The organism is Oscillatoria nigro-viridis PCC 7112 (assembly GCF_000317475.1).
GTDB lineage: Bacteria > Cyanobacteriota > Cyanobacteriia > Cyanobacteriales > Microcoleaceae > Microcoleus > Microcoleus nigroviridis.
On sequence record NC_019764.1, the window covers coordinates 20,138 to 38,917 of the forward strand.

12 protein-coding genes are annotated in these 18,780 nt (G+C 44.1%); 2 read left to right on the top strand and 10 right to left on the bottom strand.

Annotated elements, in window-relative coordinates:
- Positions 1–392: 392 nt before the first annotated feature.
- Entirely contained in the window at positions 393–1,433 is a 1,041-nt protein-coding gene (locus OSC7112_RS33965; protein WP_015211831.1) for a DUF5895 domain-containing protein, read from the top strand.
- Positions 1,434–1,623: 190 nt separating this feature from the next.
- On the opposite strand, the gene OSC7112_RS33970 is transcribed toward OSC7112_RS33965, so the two are convergent.
- The 7 genes from OSC7112_RS33970 to OSC7112_RS34000 all read right to left on the bottom strand — a co-directional run bounded on the left by OSC7112_RS33970 (position 1,624) and on the right by OSC7112_RS34000 (position 12,747).
- A complete protein-coding gene (locus tag OSC7112_RS33970; protein WP_015211832.1) occupies positions 1,624–2,514 on the bottom strand; it encodes a hypothetical protein in 891 nt (296 codons plus the stop codon).
- Positions 2,515–2,652: 138 nt separating this feature from the next.
- Complete coding sequence (locus tag OSC7112_RS33975) at positions 2,653–4,776, bottom strand: leucine-rich repeat domain-containing protein (protein WP_190274488.1); 2,124 nt, start codon at positions 4,774–4,776, stop codon at positions 2,653–2,655.
- A gap of 427 nt (positions 4,777–5,203) precedes the next feature.
- A complete protein-coding gene (locus OSC7112_RS33980) occupies positions 5,204–5,425 on the bottom strand; it encodes a hypothetical protein (RefSeq protein WP_015211834.1) in 222 nt (73 codons plus the stop codon).
- Between the two features lie 185 nt (positions 5,426–5,610).
- The gene (locus OSC7112_RS36740; protein ID WP_015211835.1) at positions 5,611–8,178 is read right to left on the bottom strand and encodes a type III secretion system chaperone family protein; all 2,568 of its coding nucleotides are present in this window, start codon (positions 8,176–8,178) and stop codon (positions 5,611–5,613) included.
- Positions 8,175–8,357: a hypothetical protein gene (locus OSC7112_RS33990; protein WP_015211836.1), complete on the bottom strand. Its 183-nt coding sequence runs from the start codon at positions 8,355–8,357 to the stop codon at positions 8,175–8,177. The genes OSC7112_RS36740 and OSC7112_RS33990 overlap by 4 nt, the downstream gene beginning before the upstream one ends.
- A gap of 190 nt (positions 8,358–8,547) precedes the next feature.
- Positions 8,548–9,504 carry a WD40 repeat domain-containing protein gene (locus OSC7112_RS33995; protein WP_150111777.1) on the bottom strand — a complete coding sequence of 319 codons (957 nt, stop codon included), beginning with the start codon at positions 9,502–9,504 and terminating at the stop codon, positions 8,548–8,550.
- Positions 9,505–9,516: 12 nt separating this feature from the next.
- The gene (locus tag OSC7112_RS34000; protein WP_150111778.1) at positions 9,517–12,747 is read right to left on the bottom strand and encodes an eCIS core domain-containing protein; all 3,231 of its coding nucleotides are present in this window, start codon (positions 12,745–12,747) and stop codon (positions 9,517–9,519) included.
- Positions 12,748–12,832: 85 nt separating this feature from the next.
- Between OSC7112_RS34000 and OSC7112_RS34005 the strand changes: the two genes are divergently transcribed.
- A complete protein-coding gene (locus tag OSC7112_RS34005; RefSeq protein WP_015211839.1) occupies positions 12,833–14,824 on the top strand; it encodes an ATP-binding protein in 1,992 nt (663 codons plus the stop codon).
- A gap of 18 nt (positions 14,825–14,842) precedes the next feature.
- Here OSC7112_RS34005 and OSC7112_RS34010 read toward each other — a convergent pair whose 3' ends face one another.
- From OSC7112_RS34010 to OSC7112_RS34020, 3 genes are all read right to left on the bottom strand, one after another.
- Complete coding sequence (locus tag OSC7112_RS34010) at positions 14,843–15,865, bottom strand: phage tail protein (protein WP_015211840.1); 1,023 nt, start codon at positions 15,863–15,865, stop codon at positions 14,843–14,845.
- A 240-nt stretch (positions 15,866–16,105) separates the two neighbouring features.
- A complete protein-coding gene (locus OSC7112_RS34015) occupies positions 16,106–18,349 on the bottom strand; it encodes a putative baseplate assembly protein (protein ID WP_015211841.1) in 2,244 nt (747 codons plus the stop codon).
- Positions 18,346–18,771, bottom strand: coding sequence for a GPW/gp25 family protein (locus OSC7112_RS34020; RefSeq protein ID WP_015211842.1), 426 nt, complete (start codon positions 18,769–18,771; stop codon positions 18,346–18,348). Before OSC7112_RS34020 ends, OSC7112_RS34015 begins: the two co-directional genes overlap by 4 nt.
- Positions 18,772–18,780: the final 9 nt, after the last annotated feature.

Below are 18,780 nucleotides of genomic sequence, written 5' to 3' on the forward strand. Positions count from 1 at the left end.
CCCGGTTGATTAGGCTTAAGTTTCCGAAAAAAGCTGTCGGTAACTACCCCTAAAACGCACCTCGTGGAAACTCATAAATGGTCTTCATAATTTGCCGACCGCGACAAATTATCGGTAGAGAACCGATGCCTAAAAAAATTGTCATTTGAGGGTGTCAAAAGAAGAACAGTCTTATTTACCTAATTCCTAAATCTAAAATCCTTGGCTTGCGTGTTCCGCATTCCTACTCATTTCCTTCATTTCATTACCCCTCTACCCTTCATTTCCTTTTCCTTAACTTGACACGATTTGCTCTTGATTTTATTCATTTCCTGAAACCATCTCCTTTTCATTCGATTTTTTTTTAGGCTACCGCCTCAGAGGAAAAAGAACAACGAATCATTCATCCAACAATGGTTAAAAGTAATAACGCCCAATCCACAACTCAATTGCCAGGCTCTAGCGATGCGAAATTTCGCCCTCAAGAGAATCGAAAAGCATTAGCCTTCAAACAAGAAGTAGATCCGGATTTGCTCAGTCATGATTACAACCAAACCAGGCGGCCTTCTTTGCCATATGGCATCATCATTAACGATAACCCGGCAGGCATTCTGATTCCCTACGACCAACTTGTGAAAGCAGAATGGAAGCAGATACCTCCTGTAGAAGAGTTGACAACAGTAGAGCTAACAGAAGCCGTGAGCGGCCTGTTTTTAATCGAGGCTCGGATGCTCGTATTAGCCTTTGTCCCAGAGTACATTCGCTACAAAGATATTGAAGAAAACGGTGAAATAGCTGGTACATTTGTTGGTCTTTATGACGATTACCGCCAGAACTTTGACAAGAAAATTCACGATGCCTGTTCGGAACACGCCCTGATTTTTTTAGACCCGAAAAACCAACCCTTACATCAAGTGCCAATTGTCGTGCGCTTCAAAAATGTAGCTCTTTGGAGCTTTAAAAGCGCTAGAGAAGAGTTTTACCGCAACTTAGAACGGGCATTTGCAGATTATTTCAATGTAGATTACAGCGGCAAAAATGACAAGTGGCGTTCTTTAGGAGTCTTGAATATCGAGTTTCGAGCAGTAAAAGAAGGGGAAGGCAAGAACAAATCGTTTTGCTGCAAAACCCACAGCATTACTAAGCCAACAGAGACTAATTTGCCTAAACTGTACCTCGGAAAGCCGCAGCAGAAAAAAACTATTTGGGGTCTGCACAACAGCATTGCTGGATTTACTGAAGCTGGAGAGGCACAATTGCCAGCTTTGGCGGCTGGTACTGAACCCGAAGTTCAAGTATTGCCTCCTGAGAACAGTCGCAATGGTAAAGGCAAATCCAAACCCCCCCGCAAAATTGCACAAGTTGAGGCAGAACCAGATGCTGAATTAAAGGAATTAGATAACTTTGATGTCGCCGCAGAGGTTGAAGTTGAAGTAGATGCAGAAGCGGACTGAAACAGTTAGGGAGTGTTAAGCCAGCCTGCATATTGGTGGTGAATCAGCCCTGAAACAAAGCTTGGATTCTGCCCTCAGTGGCGAGTAAAGAGTAGGGATTGAGGACAATTCTTTCTCTCTATTAGACATCTCCCATAATTATCGCTTCACAGGCATAGAGCCTGTTCTTGACTGTCTTTTTGGGAGAGGTCTATTCTTTACTGCCTAATCCCCGTTCCCCTTCTTTAAAAAGCTGACTGTCAGCAAGCTGATAGGAAATGCCGTTGAAGCAAAACTTAAGGAGGCGGCGCCCTGCACGACCTTGCTGATTGACAAACAAACATGGCAAATTATTCTGTGTTGACTCAATTTCTGCTTGAAGAAAAGGAGTATTTGGCGGCACATTCTGGTCTAGATAAGCTGTAAAAACTTCGGTTGGCAACTGAGTTTTACTGTTAGGAATTAAGTAACCAGCATAAAGGCAGCCCCTTGCACCGCACAGGCGAGAATTGTTGAAATCGTACAGGTGCAATTGACCTTTTTTGCCGGTGACTCGCCACAGTCGCAATTTGGATATCGCACTTTCTGGTTTAAGCAAACTGCTGTGGGACTGGATAACCTTAACTAAAGTTTGCTGCGGCACAACCCGCCAAGCTTCTTGCCAAGAAGCTTCTGAAAAAGCTGCTGTTGAGGAACTGCAAGCCGCAGTACCCAGTAATACACTCAGGAGTACGAACAGCATCAAGCCAAACCGAAACCAATAGCCAATCCAATTGAGCCAAGCTGGAGGATTTACAACCTTCTTAACGCGATATTGACTGTTGTCGCAAGCCTGAATTGAAGAATCGGCTGAGTGTGGAAATAGATTGGCAGTGCTGTTAACAAAGGGAGGAGAAGTAGATGGGGAAGGGAAAGGCTGAGAATTTTTCGCTTTCCCTCCGCAAGCCAAACAATCTGATTCCTCTTCTAATCTACAAGATTGAGAGAAGTTAGTAAAAGTTGCGGTAAATTCCTCGACTTTGATTCCTTCCGTTTTATCTTCACCTTTGACTTTAAGACTTTGCTGTTGACGGCCTGAGTTTCGTTGATTCGATCGAATCATATTTACCTCCTTGTTAACCAGTTAGTAACGCATTTGACGGTAATTATTAGGAACGCATTTTAACGTAATTATTAGGACTGATAAATGTGCTATAATCTTTGGATTTAGAGTCGGGCTAGTCTCAAATTTTATTCCGAGCTAAAATCCCAACTTCCCCATCGAGAACGCTGCTGCTGCACCCAAGCCAACTAGCACGAGAAATGACTTGAGCTTGGGACTGGAAAATAGAACCGAAACCCCGCACGCCAGCAGTAAAGAAAACGCAATGCCGATCGCAAACCCGCTCAAATTAACTAAAAATGAGTTCCCTCCTGGTGGTGAACCGTATCCCACTTGCGTTCCGCTGCTGTCAGAATTGCGAGAATTACTCGCGCAATTGCCGACATTAGCATTGCTGTAGAGTTCCCGCACTTTTTCTCCGTACTGTTTGAGAGAGTAACTGCCTAAAAAGTCGGAATAGCTGGCATCAATTTTGCTATCGCGGCCGCCAAAGTGTTTCTGAGCTACCCGTTCAATTAAGCGATCGCCCCTAAACAACTGCCCTGTTTTCGGATCTATTTCCTGTTTGGTACTAATTACGCTCTCAGCTAAATAATTTTGAAATAGCTTATCCTGAAGGGCTGGGGGGAAGTATTGAAAAAGCTCCTCAGAATTAGGTTTTTTACCGCTGCTGAGCTGTTTTAAGAACTCAGCGCCCCCTGGAACTGAACTAATAGCTCGCTGCACGTCTTCCCGGTAAGTCATAAACTGATAGCGGCCGAGCGATCGCCCGCAGTTGCGAGCTCCTCGGGTACAAACGAGCTCGCCGATTGCTTGATAGTCGCCTCGAACTGTACTTTCAAGATTGGTGATCGCTTCGGACAAAGCAGCTACATCGACATCACTGACGTAAGTGGCAGGTTGCACGCACTCTCGCTTTGATTCAGGTACCTGCTGAGTTGGTAAAGCGTTTTGTTTAGCGGCAGCAAGCTGTTTATTTGAACCCGATCGCTTGAAAAATTTCGGTTCAGATGCCACGCCTTTTGAACGGGAAACACTATTAGAAGAACCGCCCTCCAATCGACCGACAAAGATAGGCGAATTAGCGCCATAACTGAGGAACGGAACCGGGCCAATAATGTAAGGCGAATTGCCACAGGGCAAACTAAACCTGAAGTACAAAGCCGTATCAACAGTATCGGCAGTTTCTGACGGTTCCATCACGACTACTTTAAAAGCTTCGCCGAACGGATGGCGGCCCGTCGGTTCCCAGCCGGTCAAACAGCCAGAACCCCCTCGAACTTCCTGATATTTACCGCTGATCCACTGCTTGCCTTCCAAATGCGAGATCGCTTTGCGACCGATATTTTCCAGGTCATCCAGCTCTATATAAGCGCAATTGCGATCGCATTTGACCGCAAATCCTTCTATATTAGAACCTGAAATTGTGTTAGAGCGCTTGCTTTCAGCCGTACTGTAAATCGCGTCAATTCGCATCACAGTTGAACCCAATTCTCCAACAGGAATCGGAAAGTTGCTCAAAGGCATTCGATCGAGATTGGGAATATCGGCAAGCCGCTCTCCTTGCCAACTGTCGAACTGTTCGAGGTTGACATTTGACAAAGAGGGAATTTGAGTTAAAAAAAACTCGGAAAGGTCGATTTTGTTGAGAGAAGCTTCAGCAAATTGAGGAAATTCAGACACAATTTGGCTAATAAGAACTTCGCTGAGATTAAAGCCACCTCTCGGCAATACCTGAGATGCCAAAGACGCAAAAGGTGCGACATCTCTCAACTTTAAATCACTTAAGTTTGGGACAATTTGAGCAAGTTTTGCTACTTTTTGTTTACCAGCTAAGGGAAATGCTGCTAGAGAAATATTTTCGAGATTGGTTGGGCTAACTGCTAACTGTTCAACGCTTGCAAGAGAAAGAAGTTCTGGTTTGAGAGCCTCGCTGATGTCTCCAAGCTGCAAAATTTGGTCGGGAGTGTTGCCTTCCAACCAACTGCGACCTCCCCAACTGCCAGAATTAGGAACCGCTGGCAAATTGCTGAAGGTAATTTGACTCCAGTCCGGCAATAAAACCCTGGCAGCAGAAGTTTGTCTGTCAATTCTAGGAATTTCCCAAATGCGAGTCGGTACAGAATTAAATTCAGATTGAACACTGGCAATAGCTGGAAATCCCAGCACTGTGGAAACCGAAAATAGCCCGATTGCTGCGATTTTTATTAAGACAAAACCTAACCGATATGTGGGGAATCTAATCTTCTTTTGCGCGTTCATAGCAGTGCGAGCGCCACGACACCTGAGCGGGAATGGTGGCAGTAAACTTGGGGTGGAATGCAGCAGTAAATACAGTCGTTCGGGAAGAGTGGAAGTAGGCTTGTGACGTGTTTTCAAAGCCTAGATCCCCCCCAACCCCTCTTATAAAGGGGGGAAAAAGAGTGTCATATTTCTCCTTTTTAAGGGGGAGAAAGAGTGTCAAAGTCCCCCTTTTTAAGGGGGATTTAGGGGGTTCTAGAGCTGGTGGAGTAGTTTTAAAACACACCCTAGAGGTGAAATATGGCAGCAAATACACCTGCTATTCCTTCCACTCTCAACTTTTAAATCCAGGTGAAGAAAGGGGGCTTTGGGTAGGGGCATATAGGAATACGCCCGTACTTTTGAAGGGGTGAAATCCTCTTCCTCATTGCCTCTCTTTCTGCTTTATTTAAAGTTCTAGTTCTAGCTGGGGATTGGGGCGAGTGGCGGTGTCAGTCCAAGCGTTATCAGCCAGATTGGACTCGTCACAGACATTTTCTTGATAACCATCCTCAAAATTGCCTTGTTGAGATTTTTGAGGTGACGAATAACCCGAAGATTGATAGCCATCTGAGCGATAGCCAGAGTTGCTGCATTCTGATGGTTTTTCGCCTGGATAGTTGGTGTTCATGACTTTTAGAAAAATACAGAATACTTTTACACTAAGTTAAAGGCCAAGGTAGTGCCTTCACCGCAGCAGGCAATCTTTGACAGCTAAACTGGATCGATCCAAATGGAGGGGGTTTTAGGTTTTAGGCATTGACTGAACTAAAGCAACCGCTCTAAATTTTCGTGAAATAGAGCAAGGAAGGTAATTTAGAGAAATTCCGTGTTGAGAATCCGCTTAGTTTTAGCCAACAGCTCTTGCACTTCGCCGAGTTCGATTAAAATATCTACTTCTAACTGAGATGCTAGCTTTTCTGCTGCCAGTTGGAGGAGTCTTGCTTGAATGCAAGGCGGGAGTCTTTGGGACGCTCGCAAAGTGTCTTTTGTTGTCTGTGACGATCGTTTTAATCGATCGCTACCGATATTTTCTATGCGTTCTAAAAGTGGTTTGAGTTGAGAGGAAATGTCCCAATAACGGTAAATCTGCTTGAGCGTTCCGAAATAGGGTTTAAGTTCTTTTGCAACAGTTTTAGCGCCCACTTGAGCGTAAATTTGACTCACCAGTCCGTCTGCTGAGAATTCGCAGTCGATTTTGATGCTATTGCATTCAAGTTTGGGATTGATGAGTACGGGAATTATGTTTTGTACGTTTGGCGGCAGAATTTTGTCGTACCCATTTAGTTGGTTGATGCTTGCTGGGGGGAGATTTTTCACTAGAAATAGGTTGTTAGCTGTATAGAAAATTTGTTCTCCTTCTTCTCCCAATTCGTCCGTCATTTTGTTTTTAATTGCGACTAAAATTTTCTTAGCTGCGTTGAGTTTACCTGTTTTTATTAATTGCACGGCTGACTCAAAGCTGGCTGTTTCTTCTTCTGTTAAGTCCGACAACACATCGGGATTTAAAGAAATTTTTTCTGGTGGTTGTGTTGGGTCTACTTGTTCTGTTAAGGTGGTCGTAAGTGAATTGTCTTGAGGAGGTTGGAAGGGCTTGCGGGCGACTTGATATATTTCTTCAGAAATTGAGAATGAATGACTGTTTATTTGCTCAATTTTAGAGGGTGTTAGAATATCCTGAAACTGTTGGTTTTCATCTTGGTAATTTTCGGTATTCTGGCTGTATTCCACATCGGACGATCGCTCTAAAGGTGAAGGTGGCCAACTATTTTGTCGCTCGGGTTGAGAAAGTGTTTGAGTATCCTGCAACTGTTCGTCTTTATCTGGGTAATTTTCTAATGTTTGCTCGCCTTCAATATCTTCGGGTGTTTCGACATCCAAAGATAGATAAGTAGTTTCTATATCTGGTTGAGGGAGCGATGGAGAAAAATCTAACTGTTGTTTTTTTTCTTGAATAGTTTCTGCTCGATCGCTATCTTGAACGTCTTCCGATTCTTCTGAAGGCAAAGGAGGAGTAGTTTCTACTCGATCGCTATCTCGATCGCTATCTTGAACGTCTTCCGATTCTTCTGAAGGCAAAGGAGGAGTAGTTTCTCGATCGAGTTGAGGGACTGTTTGAGAAGAGTCTAATTCTTGTTGGTTATCTTGGGTAGCAGCTCTTTGTTTGCTGTTTTTAATATGACCGTTTTTCTCAATTGAATGAGAGGCAGGAAGATTTTCTTGAAAAGGGATTGAATCTAAGAAAGGCGAGGAGTTGTTAATAACGGACAAAATCTCTGGTAAGTGTGAGTCCATCATCGTTATATTGGTGTAAACTAAATTTTTGATTTGAGTCGTGCTGAGGGTGGAGTCTGAAACATCAAGGCTGGTTTTGTAGCGAATTTGTCCAGATGTCAGATTGAGCTGAAAGTTACCAATAATTAGATCGTAATTGACTAAAGTCAGAAATTCTGCTAAGGCTTTACGCTTAGATTCGGGTGCTTCGATCGGGCAAATTGAGTAAAATATAAATAGTGACTGTTCTTCTATAACTTGGGCATAGCAAGTCAATTTTTCATTTTGACCCTCGACAGCCATCTGTAAAATTTGCTCATCTTGAACCGTGACAAAAGGCCAGTTTTCTGCTGTAAAGAAATTGGCGATGGTTTGCAAAATATTAAGGGGGGTATTGGTGCTTTGGCTGGGTTCCTGTTGACGGGATGACGCTAACTGCTCAAAGGTTTTGGCTATTTCTTCTAAAGTTGATGAAATAGATGTCTCATCGATATTTAATAAGCTAGGAGCGAGCAAGTTTTCTAATCGATCGGTTACTTCATCAATTGCTCGATCGATTGCCTCTTCGCTGAGGAATTGCAGGTTAGCTTTTGTTGAATCAGTGAAAAAATTAGTTATGGCATCGTTAATTTTTTCGGGTTCGATGCGATCGATCGTGATGGCGTCGCTAGGGAGATAATCCCAGAAGGTGCGATAGCCTGTTGTTTCTTGGTTGACTTGCAATACTAACCAAGACGAAGTAGATAGCAGTGGATTGTCGGGTTGCGAAGAGTTGAGGTTTTTGAAGTAGTCTGGTATGTTATCGAGGTAGGGTGTCAGGTTTGGCAGTAAATCGGGTTTGAGACGGGCTGCTATTTCGATGTTGGCATTTGGATGAAATTCTGAGAAATCGGGGCAAGCGCGCAATTCTGGTAAGAGGTTGAACAATCCTTCATTGTCGGCGCGTTGGTAGATAATGGGGGTGATTTCAAAGGTGAGAATTACCTCGATGAGGGTATTGTGTTGTTGGGTTAAAGTCAGGGCGATCGCGCGGACTGTTACGCCAGAAGAGGATGGCGAGAGTAGGGTTAGTGAATTGTCTAGTTGATAAGTTTCTTTATGAGTATTCATTTTTCTGTTTTACTTATGCGCTTAGCTTGAGAAGTGGCGATCGCGTTCAAGTTTTTGATTCCAGATTGTGAATTTTTGACAGTGTGCTGTTCGCGCGATCCAATAGAGTTAGAGAGAGCCTGCTTCGCTCGCTTGGCAGCAGAACTATGTAAGTTAATTATCCGATTCTGGATGTTCATATTTCTTCCGATCGTTTGATGGTGGCGTTTGGCGTCATTGGCGTCGTTTCCTCCCCTCTGGTTCCAACGTACTGCAAGAGGCTCTTCGCGATCGACATCATAGTTAACCCTTCATAAATAGCTTGTTTTCAATTATCAACGCCTCTTTAATTTCTGCTTGCACCCACTAACTGGTAGCCCGCAGGTATATTTAATTACCAGTCTGTAAAATATCGCTCACATTCAAAATCGATACAATTCCGTCATCTCCACCAGAAATCAGTTTTTTCCCATCTGGAGTAAAGACTAAATCCCAAACCCTTCCTTCGTGTTTTCTTTGTGAAAAAATTGTTTCCCCATCGCTGAGCCGATAAATTGAGACGTATCCTACTAGAGAACCAATAGCGAGGTATTGGCTGTTTGGATGAAAACAAAGACACCAAGACCCATCTGATTCTGATAGGTAATTTAAAGGCAAATGTTGCTCGCCACTTCTAAGATCCCAAATATAACCTCCCTTGGCGAGGTGACCGATAACAGCAAGATAATTAGAGTTAGGACTCATACTAATCCAATGAGCTTGAGAAGGACTATCTTCGAGTCTTTGGACTATTTGGTTGTGTTCCAGCGAATAAATCAATACTTGATTAACGCCTGCACCTGCGACAGCTACTAATTTACCATCAGCCGAAAGAGTTACAGGAGCGGGTTTTCGATCGAAAATATCCATCGCAACGTAATCTTGCAAAAACCAGATTCTCTCTTGAGTTTCTGTGTTCCAAACTTCGCTGGCGATCCCCGCAGCACCAAGATAATGACTTCCTTTTGAGGAAGATAATTTTGCAAATCCAGCTATTTTTAATTGTGAAAAGATTGAAGTATCTACGTGGTAAAGTTCTACGTTAGAGCCACTTTTAGTGTAGGCAATCGTTTTGCCATCAGATAAAAAGCAAACCGATTGGATGCTTTCACTTTGAAGGCTCTCAATTTCACGCAGCAACTGTAAATTAGACAAACTCCATAAGGTCAGGTTAGGTAAACCAACATGACTGGGAGGCGACCCTACATAGCTAAAGGATTGTCCCACTACTAAATATTCTCCTGTGCGGTCAACGTCTAGTGAGAAAATAGCCATACTATTTTTCGGACGAATTTCCTGAATTGTCACTGTTGTTTTCCCTTAAATTAACTCTTTTCCAGAGGCATCAACAAATGGTTTTCCATCAATACGCAAAGCTCCTTGAATTCCACCGTCAGCAATGCTGCTCGTGAAATTTGGTCCTACGTAGGGCTTGTAAGTTACCCTACCCGACCCTGGCACCTCTGAGCCTTTGGCAGTATTATACGCACCCGTAACTACTCTCAAGTTATTTGTTTCTAAAAGTTGACGAGCGCGTATACTATCGCTGCTATCATATCCTTCTGCGTTCCATCGCGCACTTACAGGCTCTATATGATCGACATGATATTGCACCTTATCGGGATTATAGGTTTTAATATCAGCACCCGGATCGACCAAACCATCACGTTCAAGTTGTTTCCACATATTTGTATCTTGCTTTTGCTGTGCTGAGCGAACTCTAGCGATAACTTCAGGCTTTTTCTGAGCAATGATTTTATTTCGAGTGCCTTGCCAGTTATGCTTTTCATCGTAAAGCTTTTTACGAATAAACTTGCCAATCTCTGTCTGGTTAGCTCCTGGAATAAATCGTTGAGAAGGAGGTAGGGCGTAGAAATCATCTAGACTTTTAATACCAGCCTTTTCAGCTAATAATTTTAGTTGATTAGCTGCTAGTGCTAATTCTCTATCAATTGCCAGTTCTAATGCTTGTCGTTCACTTTCAGGATCTGTAGCAACTCCTTTTAAGTATTCGCCTTTAGTTTTAACAATGTGTAAAGCGTCCTTAGCATAATCTAAAACTTGGTTCAAAATCCCTATGTAATAACTTTTGTCTGGTCGATTAGATTTACTCACCTCTGCGATCGCTCGGTTTAAAGCGGGGATAAGTTGCTTTGGATCGCTAGCAATAAAAAGGTTTAAATTTCCTTGACGATATTTTGCAATTAAATGGTGTTTTTTGCCAGACATATAAAACTCTTCTTGAGTTGTAAAGTTGGGAACTTGAGTTCTTTGACGCTGTTTGTCTTGTTGATTGCCGGATTGATTAGTCGGTACGGGCTTAGGTTTAGTTTGCTGTGGATTGGGACGATTAGTCGGTGTTCTCCGATTGTTTAGTACAGGATTCGATTTAGTTTGCTGGTTATTTGATGAAGCTCGATCGCGCCTACTTCCACCACCAGATTTAGCCAACCAGCTATTACCCTGCCCGATTACGTAATCGACCAAATTATTCACCGCCACATCTACTCTAGCTCGCACTCTCCCAATAATTTCCCGCACTTTTTGACCAACATTCCCCAACCCCACAATCCGCGCCAAAAAACTAATCGCCACCGACAAACTTCGCGCCAACGTACTTTCAATATAATTCGCCGCTTGCAATACTTGCCCCGCCGCAATATTACCGATTGAAGCCGCCACAGCATCCACCAAAGCCTGTATCTTATTTGCTTGCTCGATCAAAAAGGCGATCGCATTATATATCCCTTCAACCGCCACAGCGATCGCCCCAAACCCCGAAAAAGTTGCCACTAACTTGCTAATTGCAGCCCTAACAACCGTCTCAATTACCCAATTGCGAACGCTTTCTATTACCGTCGTTTGCAACTGTTGCAGCGTTTGCCCCAACTCCATCACCTGCTGTACTGCTGCCGCCAATCCACCGCTAGCCAGCCGCTGCATTAAATCGAATCCGCTTTCTAATTGCTTGACTTTGGCACCGCCGATGCGCTGTACTAAGATGTTTCGCACTCGCCCGTAGTTAATTCCCAATACAGAAAGGACGATCGATACAATTCCCTTAGCATCTAGCTGGTTGGGTACGCTCAATCCAGTCGCCGACAAAGTTCCGGTTAACCAAGCAACTAAGCCAGTTTTTAGGTGGTTGACAATGTTGCCAGAAAATTGTTTGAATCCTGTTTGCAGCGCGTTAACTAAGTTGGTAAGAAACCCTTTTGGATTGCCTACTATTGCACCGAAGGCATTTCCGGCGCGTCGCAAAACAGCTACTACCTGAGTCGCCGCAGGGCCGCCCACTCTCTTCATTAATTCTTCAAAAGCTTGAATAGCCCGATCTTTCAACCAATTACCTTGAATTTGAGGAGCGGTTTTGCTTACCGATAACGGTTTATTTTCTGCTGTTGGCGACAACGATTTAGCCGACAGGCTGGTTGTTGGGGTCAGTTTCTCCCAGATATGTGGGGAGATTTTGTTAAAGTTTTCGGGGGTGTTGTCTGGGGTAAATTGTTTGGCAGTTACGCTCGATGTTGGAGTCAGTTTTTCGGAAATATGCGGGCTGATTCTGTTAAATTTTGCGCCAGTGCGAGCGCTGGTAATTTGTTGAGCAGTTAGAGTTGAAGCTGGTATTTCATCGAGGGCTACTTGTCGCTCGATTTGATGAGGCTTAGTAAGATTAGATGAGGAGGTTTTAAGGCTGTCACTGGCAGATTCTACTGGAGGAAATTGACGCAGTTGTTTGTTGTGATGCGGGGTAGTAATAGTAATTTTTTTAGCAACTAACGATGGAGAGGGTGCGGGCAGTTGCCGTGTTTGCTTGTTGAGTCGTTTGGTGGCACCTTGTTGGATGGTATGGGTTAATTCGTGGGCGGTTAATTCGTTGTTTCCCGGTGCGTATCCGGCACCGTAGTAAATGCGGTTGCCGACTGCAAAGGCTTTAGCACCCACTTCTTTACACATCTGTGCTGCTGCACTGTCAGTATGCACCCGAATTGCGCTAAAATCAACTCCAAAACGGGGTTCCATGAAAGATCGCACTGATTCGGGTAAAGGACTGCCTCCCGTTGCATTGTGGATGCGATTTTCTAATTCGGGGCTGACTGTTTTGTCTTCAGCACCGGCGCGCTGTACGGCATCCGTTGTAGGATTGGATTGTTTGGATGCTGACTGTTGGGATAAGAGCGCGCTATCGGGCATTGCCATAACTTTAGCTGCCGTGGCATCTGCTTCTAGTTCGTATTTGTCTCCCGGCGTGCTGACGGTGAGTTTGGCTTGGATAGAGAGAGGGATTTCTGGTGTCTTGGATGAATTGGCTGCTGCTTCCTCCCGCGCCCACCTCAACAGCACTTGGTCATTTTTCATCCAATCTGATGTGGGCAACCGAGATAGATCGATTCGTCCGTCAGGCGTGGTGGGGGCGGGTAATGGTTTAAAATTATCCGAGGGTCGAGGAAACAACCTGTTGTGTTGCTGCCGTAAAGGAGTCTCGGAGTTCGCTTTTTGCACTCGCTGGTAAAACATACAAGCCTCGATCGCACCGCACGGTTTTAGCACTTAAGCGCTCTCAGTATATCCCTATGGGCGATCGCTGGCAAGACCCCCCACAATTTCTACCAACAGGAAAAAGCTTCAAACAACTATGACACCAAGCAGTGAAGAATGGCACAAAGCTAACTATCGCTATCTGTTAGCCCAAATCGAGCAAGTGCGTCAAATTCTCGAACATCATCTTTCTGCCGACGCAAAACAATCGACCCCGCAGTTACCTTTACCGCACGCAGTTGCCGCCGACTCCCCTACCGATCCCTTATTTCGGTTAGATGAACTGTGCGCTACTTTTCACCTGAAGGCGATCGAACGCAATATCCTGTTAATGTGCGCCGGCATGGAATTAATGCCCGATTTGAGATTGCTGTGTGCTGCCATCCACGGCGACCCGCAATTAAACTATCCTACATTCGCCCTAGCTGCAAAAATCTTCCCCTCTGTTGAGTGGAGCGTTATTTCTTCTTATTCTCCCCTCCAACAAAATCACTTAATTGAAATTGGTGCCAGCTTTCCTTTAACTCTGAGTCCTTTACGAATTGACCAAACGCTCCTCTGCTACCTCTTGGGCGAACCTTGTTTGGATTTATTCTTGTCAAGCACAATCAAACAGATAACTTTATCTCAAACACCTGGAATTAAGTTACAGCCAGTGCCAGAAACAATCGCTGTGGAGCTGGCAAAATTTTTAGCAAATCATACAATATCTAAAAATACTATTGTCCAGTTGTGCGGCTTAGAAGCAGCAGTCATTCAGGATATTATTGTAAGTGCTTGCTCTGTTTCCGGCTGCCATCTTTTTACAATTAAAGCTTCCTGGCTGCCGGCTGTTACCAGCGAACTTAATTATTTAATCCAGCGCTGGGAACGCTTTGCCATACTTTTTAATGCTGTTCTATTGCTAGACTGCCATCAAGACAATACAGTAACGGGGGCCGTCCTTGATGCGATGCAATATCTATTTCAAACCATCAAAAGTCGATTAATTGTAACATCTGTCGAACGCATCTCCGGTCTCAAAAATTCAGCGCTGACTTTCAACGTACCTAAATTAACCGCCAGCGAACAACTAGCTATCTGGCAGCATAATTTGGGAAGTGCAGCAGCGAAACTTAACGGAAAAGTAGAAACGTTAATTACTTATTTCAATCTCAGTTCGAGCGCGATTCAAGCAGTTTGTACGGAAGCATTAAATGCGTCAATAGTCAACAGTTCAAACCCCGAAAAATTTGAGGCAATTTTATGGAATACCTGTCGGGAGATAGCGCGTCCCCAACTCGAAGATTTAGCAGTGCGCGTCGAGTCAACAGCAACTTGGGACGATTTAATACTGCGAGCCGAACAAAAACAACTGCTGCAAGAAATGGTAGCCCAAATCAGGCAGCGATCGCAAGTTTATTATCGTTGGGGATTTGGCGGTAAAAGCGCGCGGGGATTGGGTATTAGTGCCTTATTTTCTGGGATGTCCGGGACAGGAAAAACAATGGCAGCGGAGGTGGTAGCCAACGAACTCAATTTAGATTTGTACCGGATAGATTTAAGTGCGGTGGTGAGCAAATATATAGGCGAGACAGAAAAGAATTTGCGGCGGATATTTGATGCGGCAGAGAATTGCGGTGCGGTGTTATTGTTTGATGAAGCAGATGCTTTATTTGGCAGGCGTTCTGAAGTTAAAGACAGTCGGGATAGATATGCCAACCAAGAAGTCAGCTATTTGTTGCAACGCATGGAATCTTATCAAGGTTTGGCAATTTTAACAACTAACCTGAAAGATTCGTTAGATAATGCTTTCAATCGCCGCATCCGTTTCGTTGTTAAGTTCCCATTCCCGGACACTGCTGAGCGTATTCTAATTTGGCAGCGGGTATTTCCCAAGAATACACCTACAGAAGGATTGGATTTTCGCAATCTGGCGCGCTTGAACGTAGCGGGGGGAAATATTTGCAGCATTGCTTTAAATGCGGCTTTTCTTGCAGCAGAGGCTAAGGAACCAGTAATGATGAAACATATTTTACAGGCAACTCAAAGCGAGTATATGAAGTTGGAAAGGACGCTGACGGGTTCGGAAATTGGTGGATGGGTTTGAAATTATATTGGCAACCAGTTATGTCTGAGAAATCAAAAGATCGTAAGTACAAAAAGCAGGTTTTTCTCGCTCAATAATATCTCTAACTAATCGTTCATCAATTGGCTTATCCGGTTCGGGACGCAAACGCACAAAAAAATGAAACGGACGCCCGCCACCCAACATTGAATCCCTGCCGATAATCGTTTCTCCCATCACAAAACCGCGCGTAAAAACTTCTTCAATGCTGATATGTTTTTCGGCTTCAGGTAAGTTTTCATCTAATGGTAAGTCCGTGTAAAGATGCAAATAAAAACGCAAACCCCGCCGGGTTCCATGCCAGCGATAAAGCTCTACTGCATTGCGAATTAGACGGCGCTGCTGTTTAATATCCCAACGGCGATCGATCGGCCAAGCAACCCAATGCGCGAGAAAAGGAAGTAACGCGGACGGTGCTGTCAAAGGGTCTAAATAAGCCCATAATACGTCGATTGTTTGGACAGCAGGGTCAAATGCTTGTTCAAAAATTGTTAAAAATCTGCCGATAAAGTCTATTTCGCGGTAAATTCCGGGGAGAAAATTTAGGTAGGAAGTTGAAGGGCGCACGCAAAGGTTAAACACTCGATAAGCAACGAGTTGCCGCGAGGTTTGAGCTTCAGCATAGACATAAACTTGAGTTTCATAATTAATTTTTAAGCGATCGCGCCCGCGATTTAAAGCATACTGATTTTCAAAATAATCTTCAGGAATCTCGAAACATAGCGATTTATCCACTTTTTGATTGGGAGCAATTTCTTCGGCTTCTTCCTGTTGCCAAGTACACCAACCAAGAGGAAAATCTCCTTCTATTTCCAATCGCCATCGCAGCGGGCGGCCTCCCAAGTTTTCTAACTGCACTAACATTTCCCCCGGTTCCCCAGGTTGGAGGAGGAGATTGTTGGCGATCGCCATTTCTGTATTATTCCCGGCAAAACCTGCTAAAGCTGACGAATCTGCTGCTTCTGGAGGTTGCATTGAGGCTAATTTAATCGCTAAAGTTGGACGGTAATTAGATTGAGACATTCGATTTTAGATTGTAATGAGTAATGGGTAATGGGTAAGGAGTGCGTGAATGCGTGAGTTTTGAGTTAAAGACAGTTCTTAATTCACGTACTCGAAACTTAAAACTCACGCACTCCCTAAGAACTCCCGAAAAACCTATCCGTGTATCCGTGTTATCCGTGTCGTGCTGTTAGGAATTGGGAATTGACCATCAGTCCTTTTTATTTCCAATTCCCTCCGCAACGCTTAGTCCATTACCTTTTAATCAAAAAACTCGATACTATGGCCCGATCTTAATCGACTATTTTCTTCATCTGCCCAAGAACAGATTAAACCTAAAGAACCAGGAGCGATCGTATCTAGGGGCAATTCTTCGCGAAACCATCCCGAGGCATATTTTCGCAACTCAAACAATTCTGCCATTCCTAAATAGCGAACTCCGGGAATTTTTTGACCTAAAGCAAAGATATCCGAGCGAGATACGGGACGACCTAAATCCCAACCTTTTCCCTCAGTTCCACCAGTTAGAGGATTGAGAAAGCGGTATAAAGCTATCAGCAATTGAGTGCGGATCTGCTCGATAGCGCGAGGATTGTTATATTTCGGCTCGATGATAACTTCAGTTGTAACACTCACTCCGACATATTCTGGTTCTTGTAATTTCACCTGAACTCCCAAAGGCTTGCGGTCTTTCATGTATTCGAGAATTTCTGTTTCTAATTGAGAGTTGAGGGCAAAATATCGATCGGGGTGCATCCCCAACCGAAAATCAATCGTTTCCGTATCAACTTTCGGCACAATTAATAGCGTAACTCGACCGGGTGTCGCATTAGTTGCATTGGTAAGACAATGAGCGCGAGCGACAGCTCTGCTTGCTGTTTTCGCGACATTTTCAAAGTCTTCTGGCGTTACGGCAGATTCTCTAGTCCGCAATATTTGCGGGACTCTAATTACGGCTTCATCCAGCGATTCTGGATCGATTCCTCCCACTGCTGGTTGATAATTTATGACGCTTTTAACGTAAGGAATTGCTTGTTTAATTACGATTAATTTTTCCGCTTGCACGTTGCCGCGACTTCCTCCTCCCGTGCGGTAGACTACCATATAAATTTCCGCACCTGGGGGAGGAACTTTGCCGTACTGTCGCTCTAATGCTTCATTAGGAGCGCCACTGGCATAGTCTGGTTGTATGTTTGATAAATTGCGGTTTTCTGTGGAAGTTCGCCGTACAATAGTGCCGCCTGGTTGATTTTGCGATCGATCTCTGGTTCTTTGCTTAATTTGCATCGGTTCTCGAATCAACGGACCGAATTGAATCGTACTTGTTTGGGAATCAATAGTATAGTGAAGGTCATCAGGACCGGAGTTAGAAAAATCCTTAACTTCTTGCCAGATTTCGGCCGGGCTATTAATCGGCCTCACTTCAATATGTTCGCCTGCTTTTCGGTTTAAAATTGGTTTGGCTTGTAATTGAAATAACTGTCCCGGTTTGCCATCGCTGACTCCTAAAAGTTCGTTTTCAACCCGAACGCATTCGCTAGCATTTACTGCACCCCCGATCGATCGAACTGCTATGCCGACAATGCTAGGGGAACTGCTATAACTTGATTGCAATTCTTTGGGAGTGGTGTAAACGCAGCGTATCCAATGACCGCGATATTCTGTGCCGAAATCCGCGATCGGAAATTGTTGGGGTAAATGCAGTATTACATCCGCTCCATCGATTATAGGATTAGTGCTTTGCTGTCCTAATTCGCTAAAACTAAAGCCTTTTGTTCGATCGTGTTCTTGTTTTCGCAAAATCGTTGACTGCCAATTTGTACCGTTCCAAGCTTCCCATCTTAAGGGGGGGTCATCTGGATTAATCCCGGTGCTTCTAGCTGCTTCTCCTCTAAAAGTGAAAGCAATTACGTTGCCGGTAATCGGATTTTCTCGGTCTTCTTGTAAAACTAAATAAAAGCAGTTTTTAGGTCGCGCTCGCTCGAAGAGCAAGGTTTCTTCTAAGTTCCACCATTGGCTGTTAACGGGAGTGCGCTCGCGCAAATTTTCCGGTCTATCTTCTTCTGTTAGTCCCGTAAGAAAATGCCGGATTTGAGGGTTGGCGATCGTGAATTCCTCATCCGTGCTGAAAATAATTGATTGCTGAGTTTCGGTTCGCACCGTTGCCACTTCGGTGGCATAGGGAATTTTAATTGCTTCGGGTTGTGCCTTAGTTAAATAAAATGTTAACTCGCACCAAGCGGGTGCAGGTGGTTGCAAGCGAATTCCCAATAATTCTAGAAATGCAACATAATTTCGTCGGGGAACTTGGTTAAACCGCATTAACATTTGGTCGGTTAACCAAGCAAACAATTCAATCAAAGTAATTCCCGGATCGCCTGGGTTATGATTAGTCCATTCGGGACAGTAACGGGGAATACGCAGGATACATTCTTCTACGAGATCGTTAAAAGTTCGGTCATCGAGATCGGATTTGGGGAGTTCGGGTAAAAAGTCAAATTTCACGGTTCTTGACCTGTTGGGGATAAGTAAAATGGATAAACTAAGCTGCGAGGATCGGGACTGTTTTTGGGTTGGTAAATTATTTCGATATCTACTCTACCTCTAATCGGGTCTGGATCGGCACGCACTTCTTTTAAAATAATGCGAGGTTCCCACATTTCTAATGCTTGTTCTACGTATAAACGGATCAGAAGTAGAGTTTGAACGTTCATCGGTTCAAAGACTAATTCTGACAGTCGCGAGCCGAAATTTGGTCGGTACACCCGTTCTCCTAAATCCGTTCGCAGGATTATGACTATAGATTCTTCGATGTTGTGGCTACTTGAGCTGAGTTGGACGCCACCTTGTACGTTGACTTGTAAGGGAAATGCAAGTCCGGCTCCGATGTAGTCTTCTGGTTGAGGGTAGTAATAATCTTCTGGCATGGTTGTGAG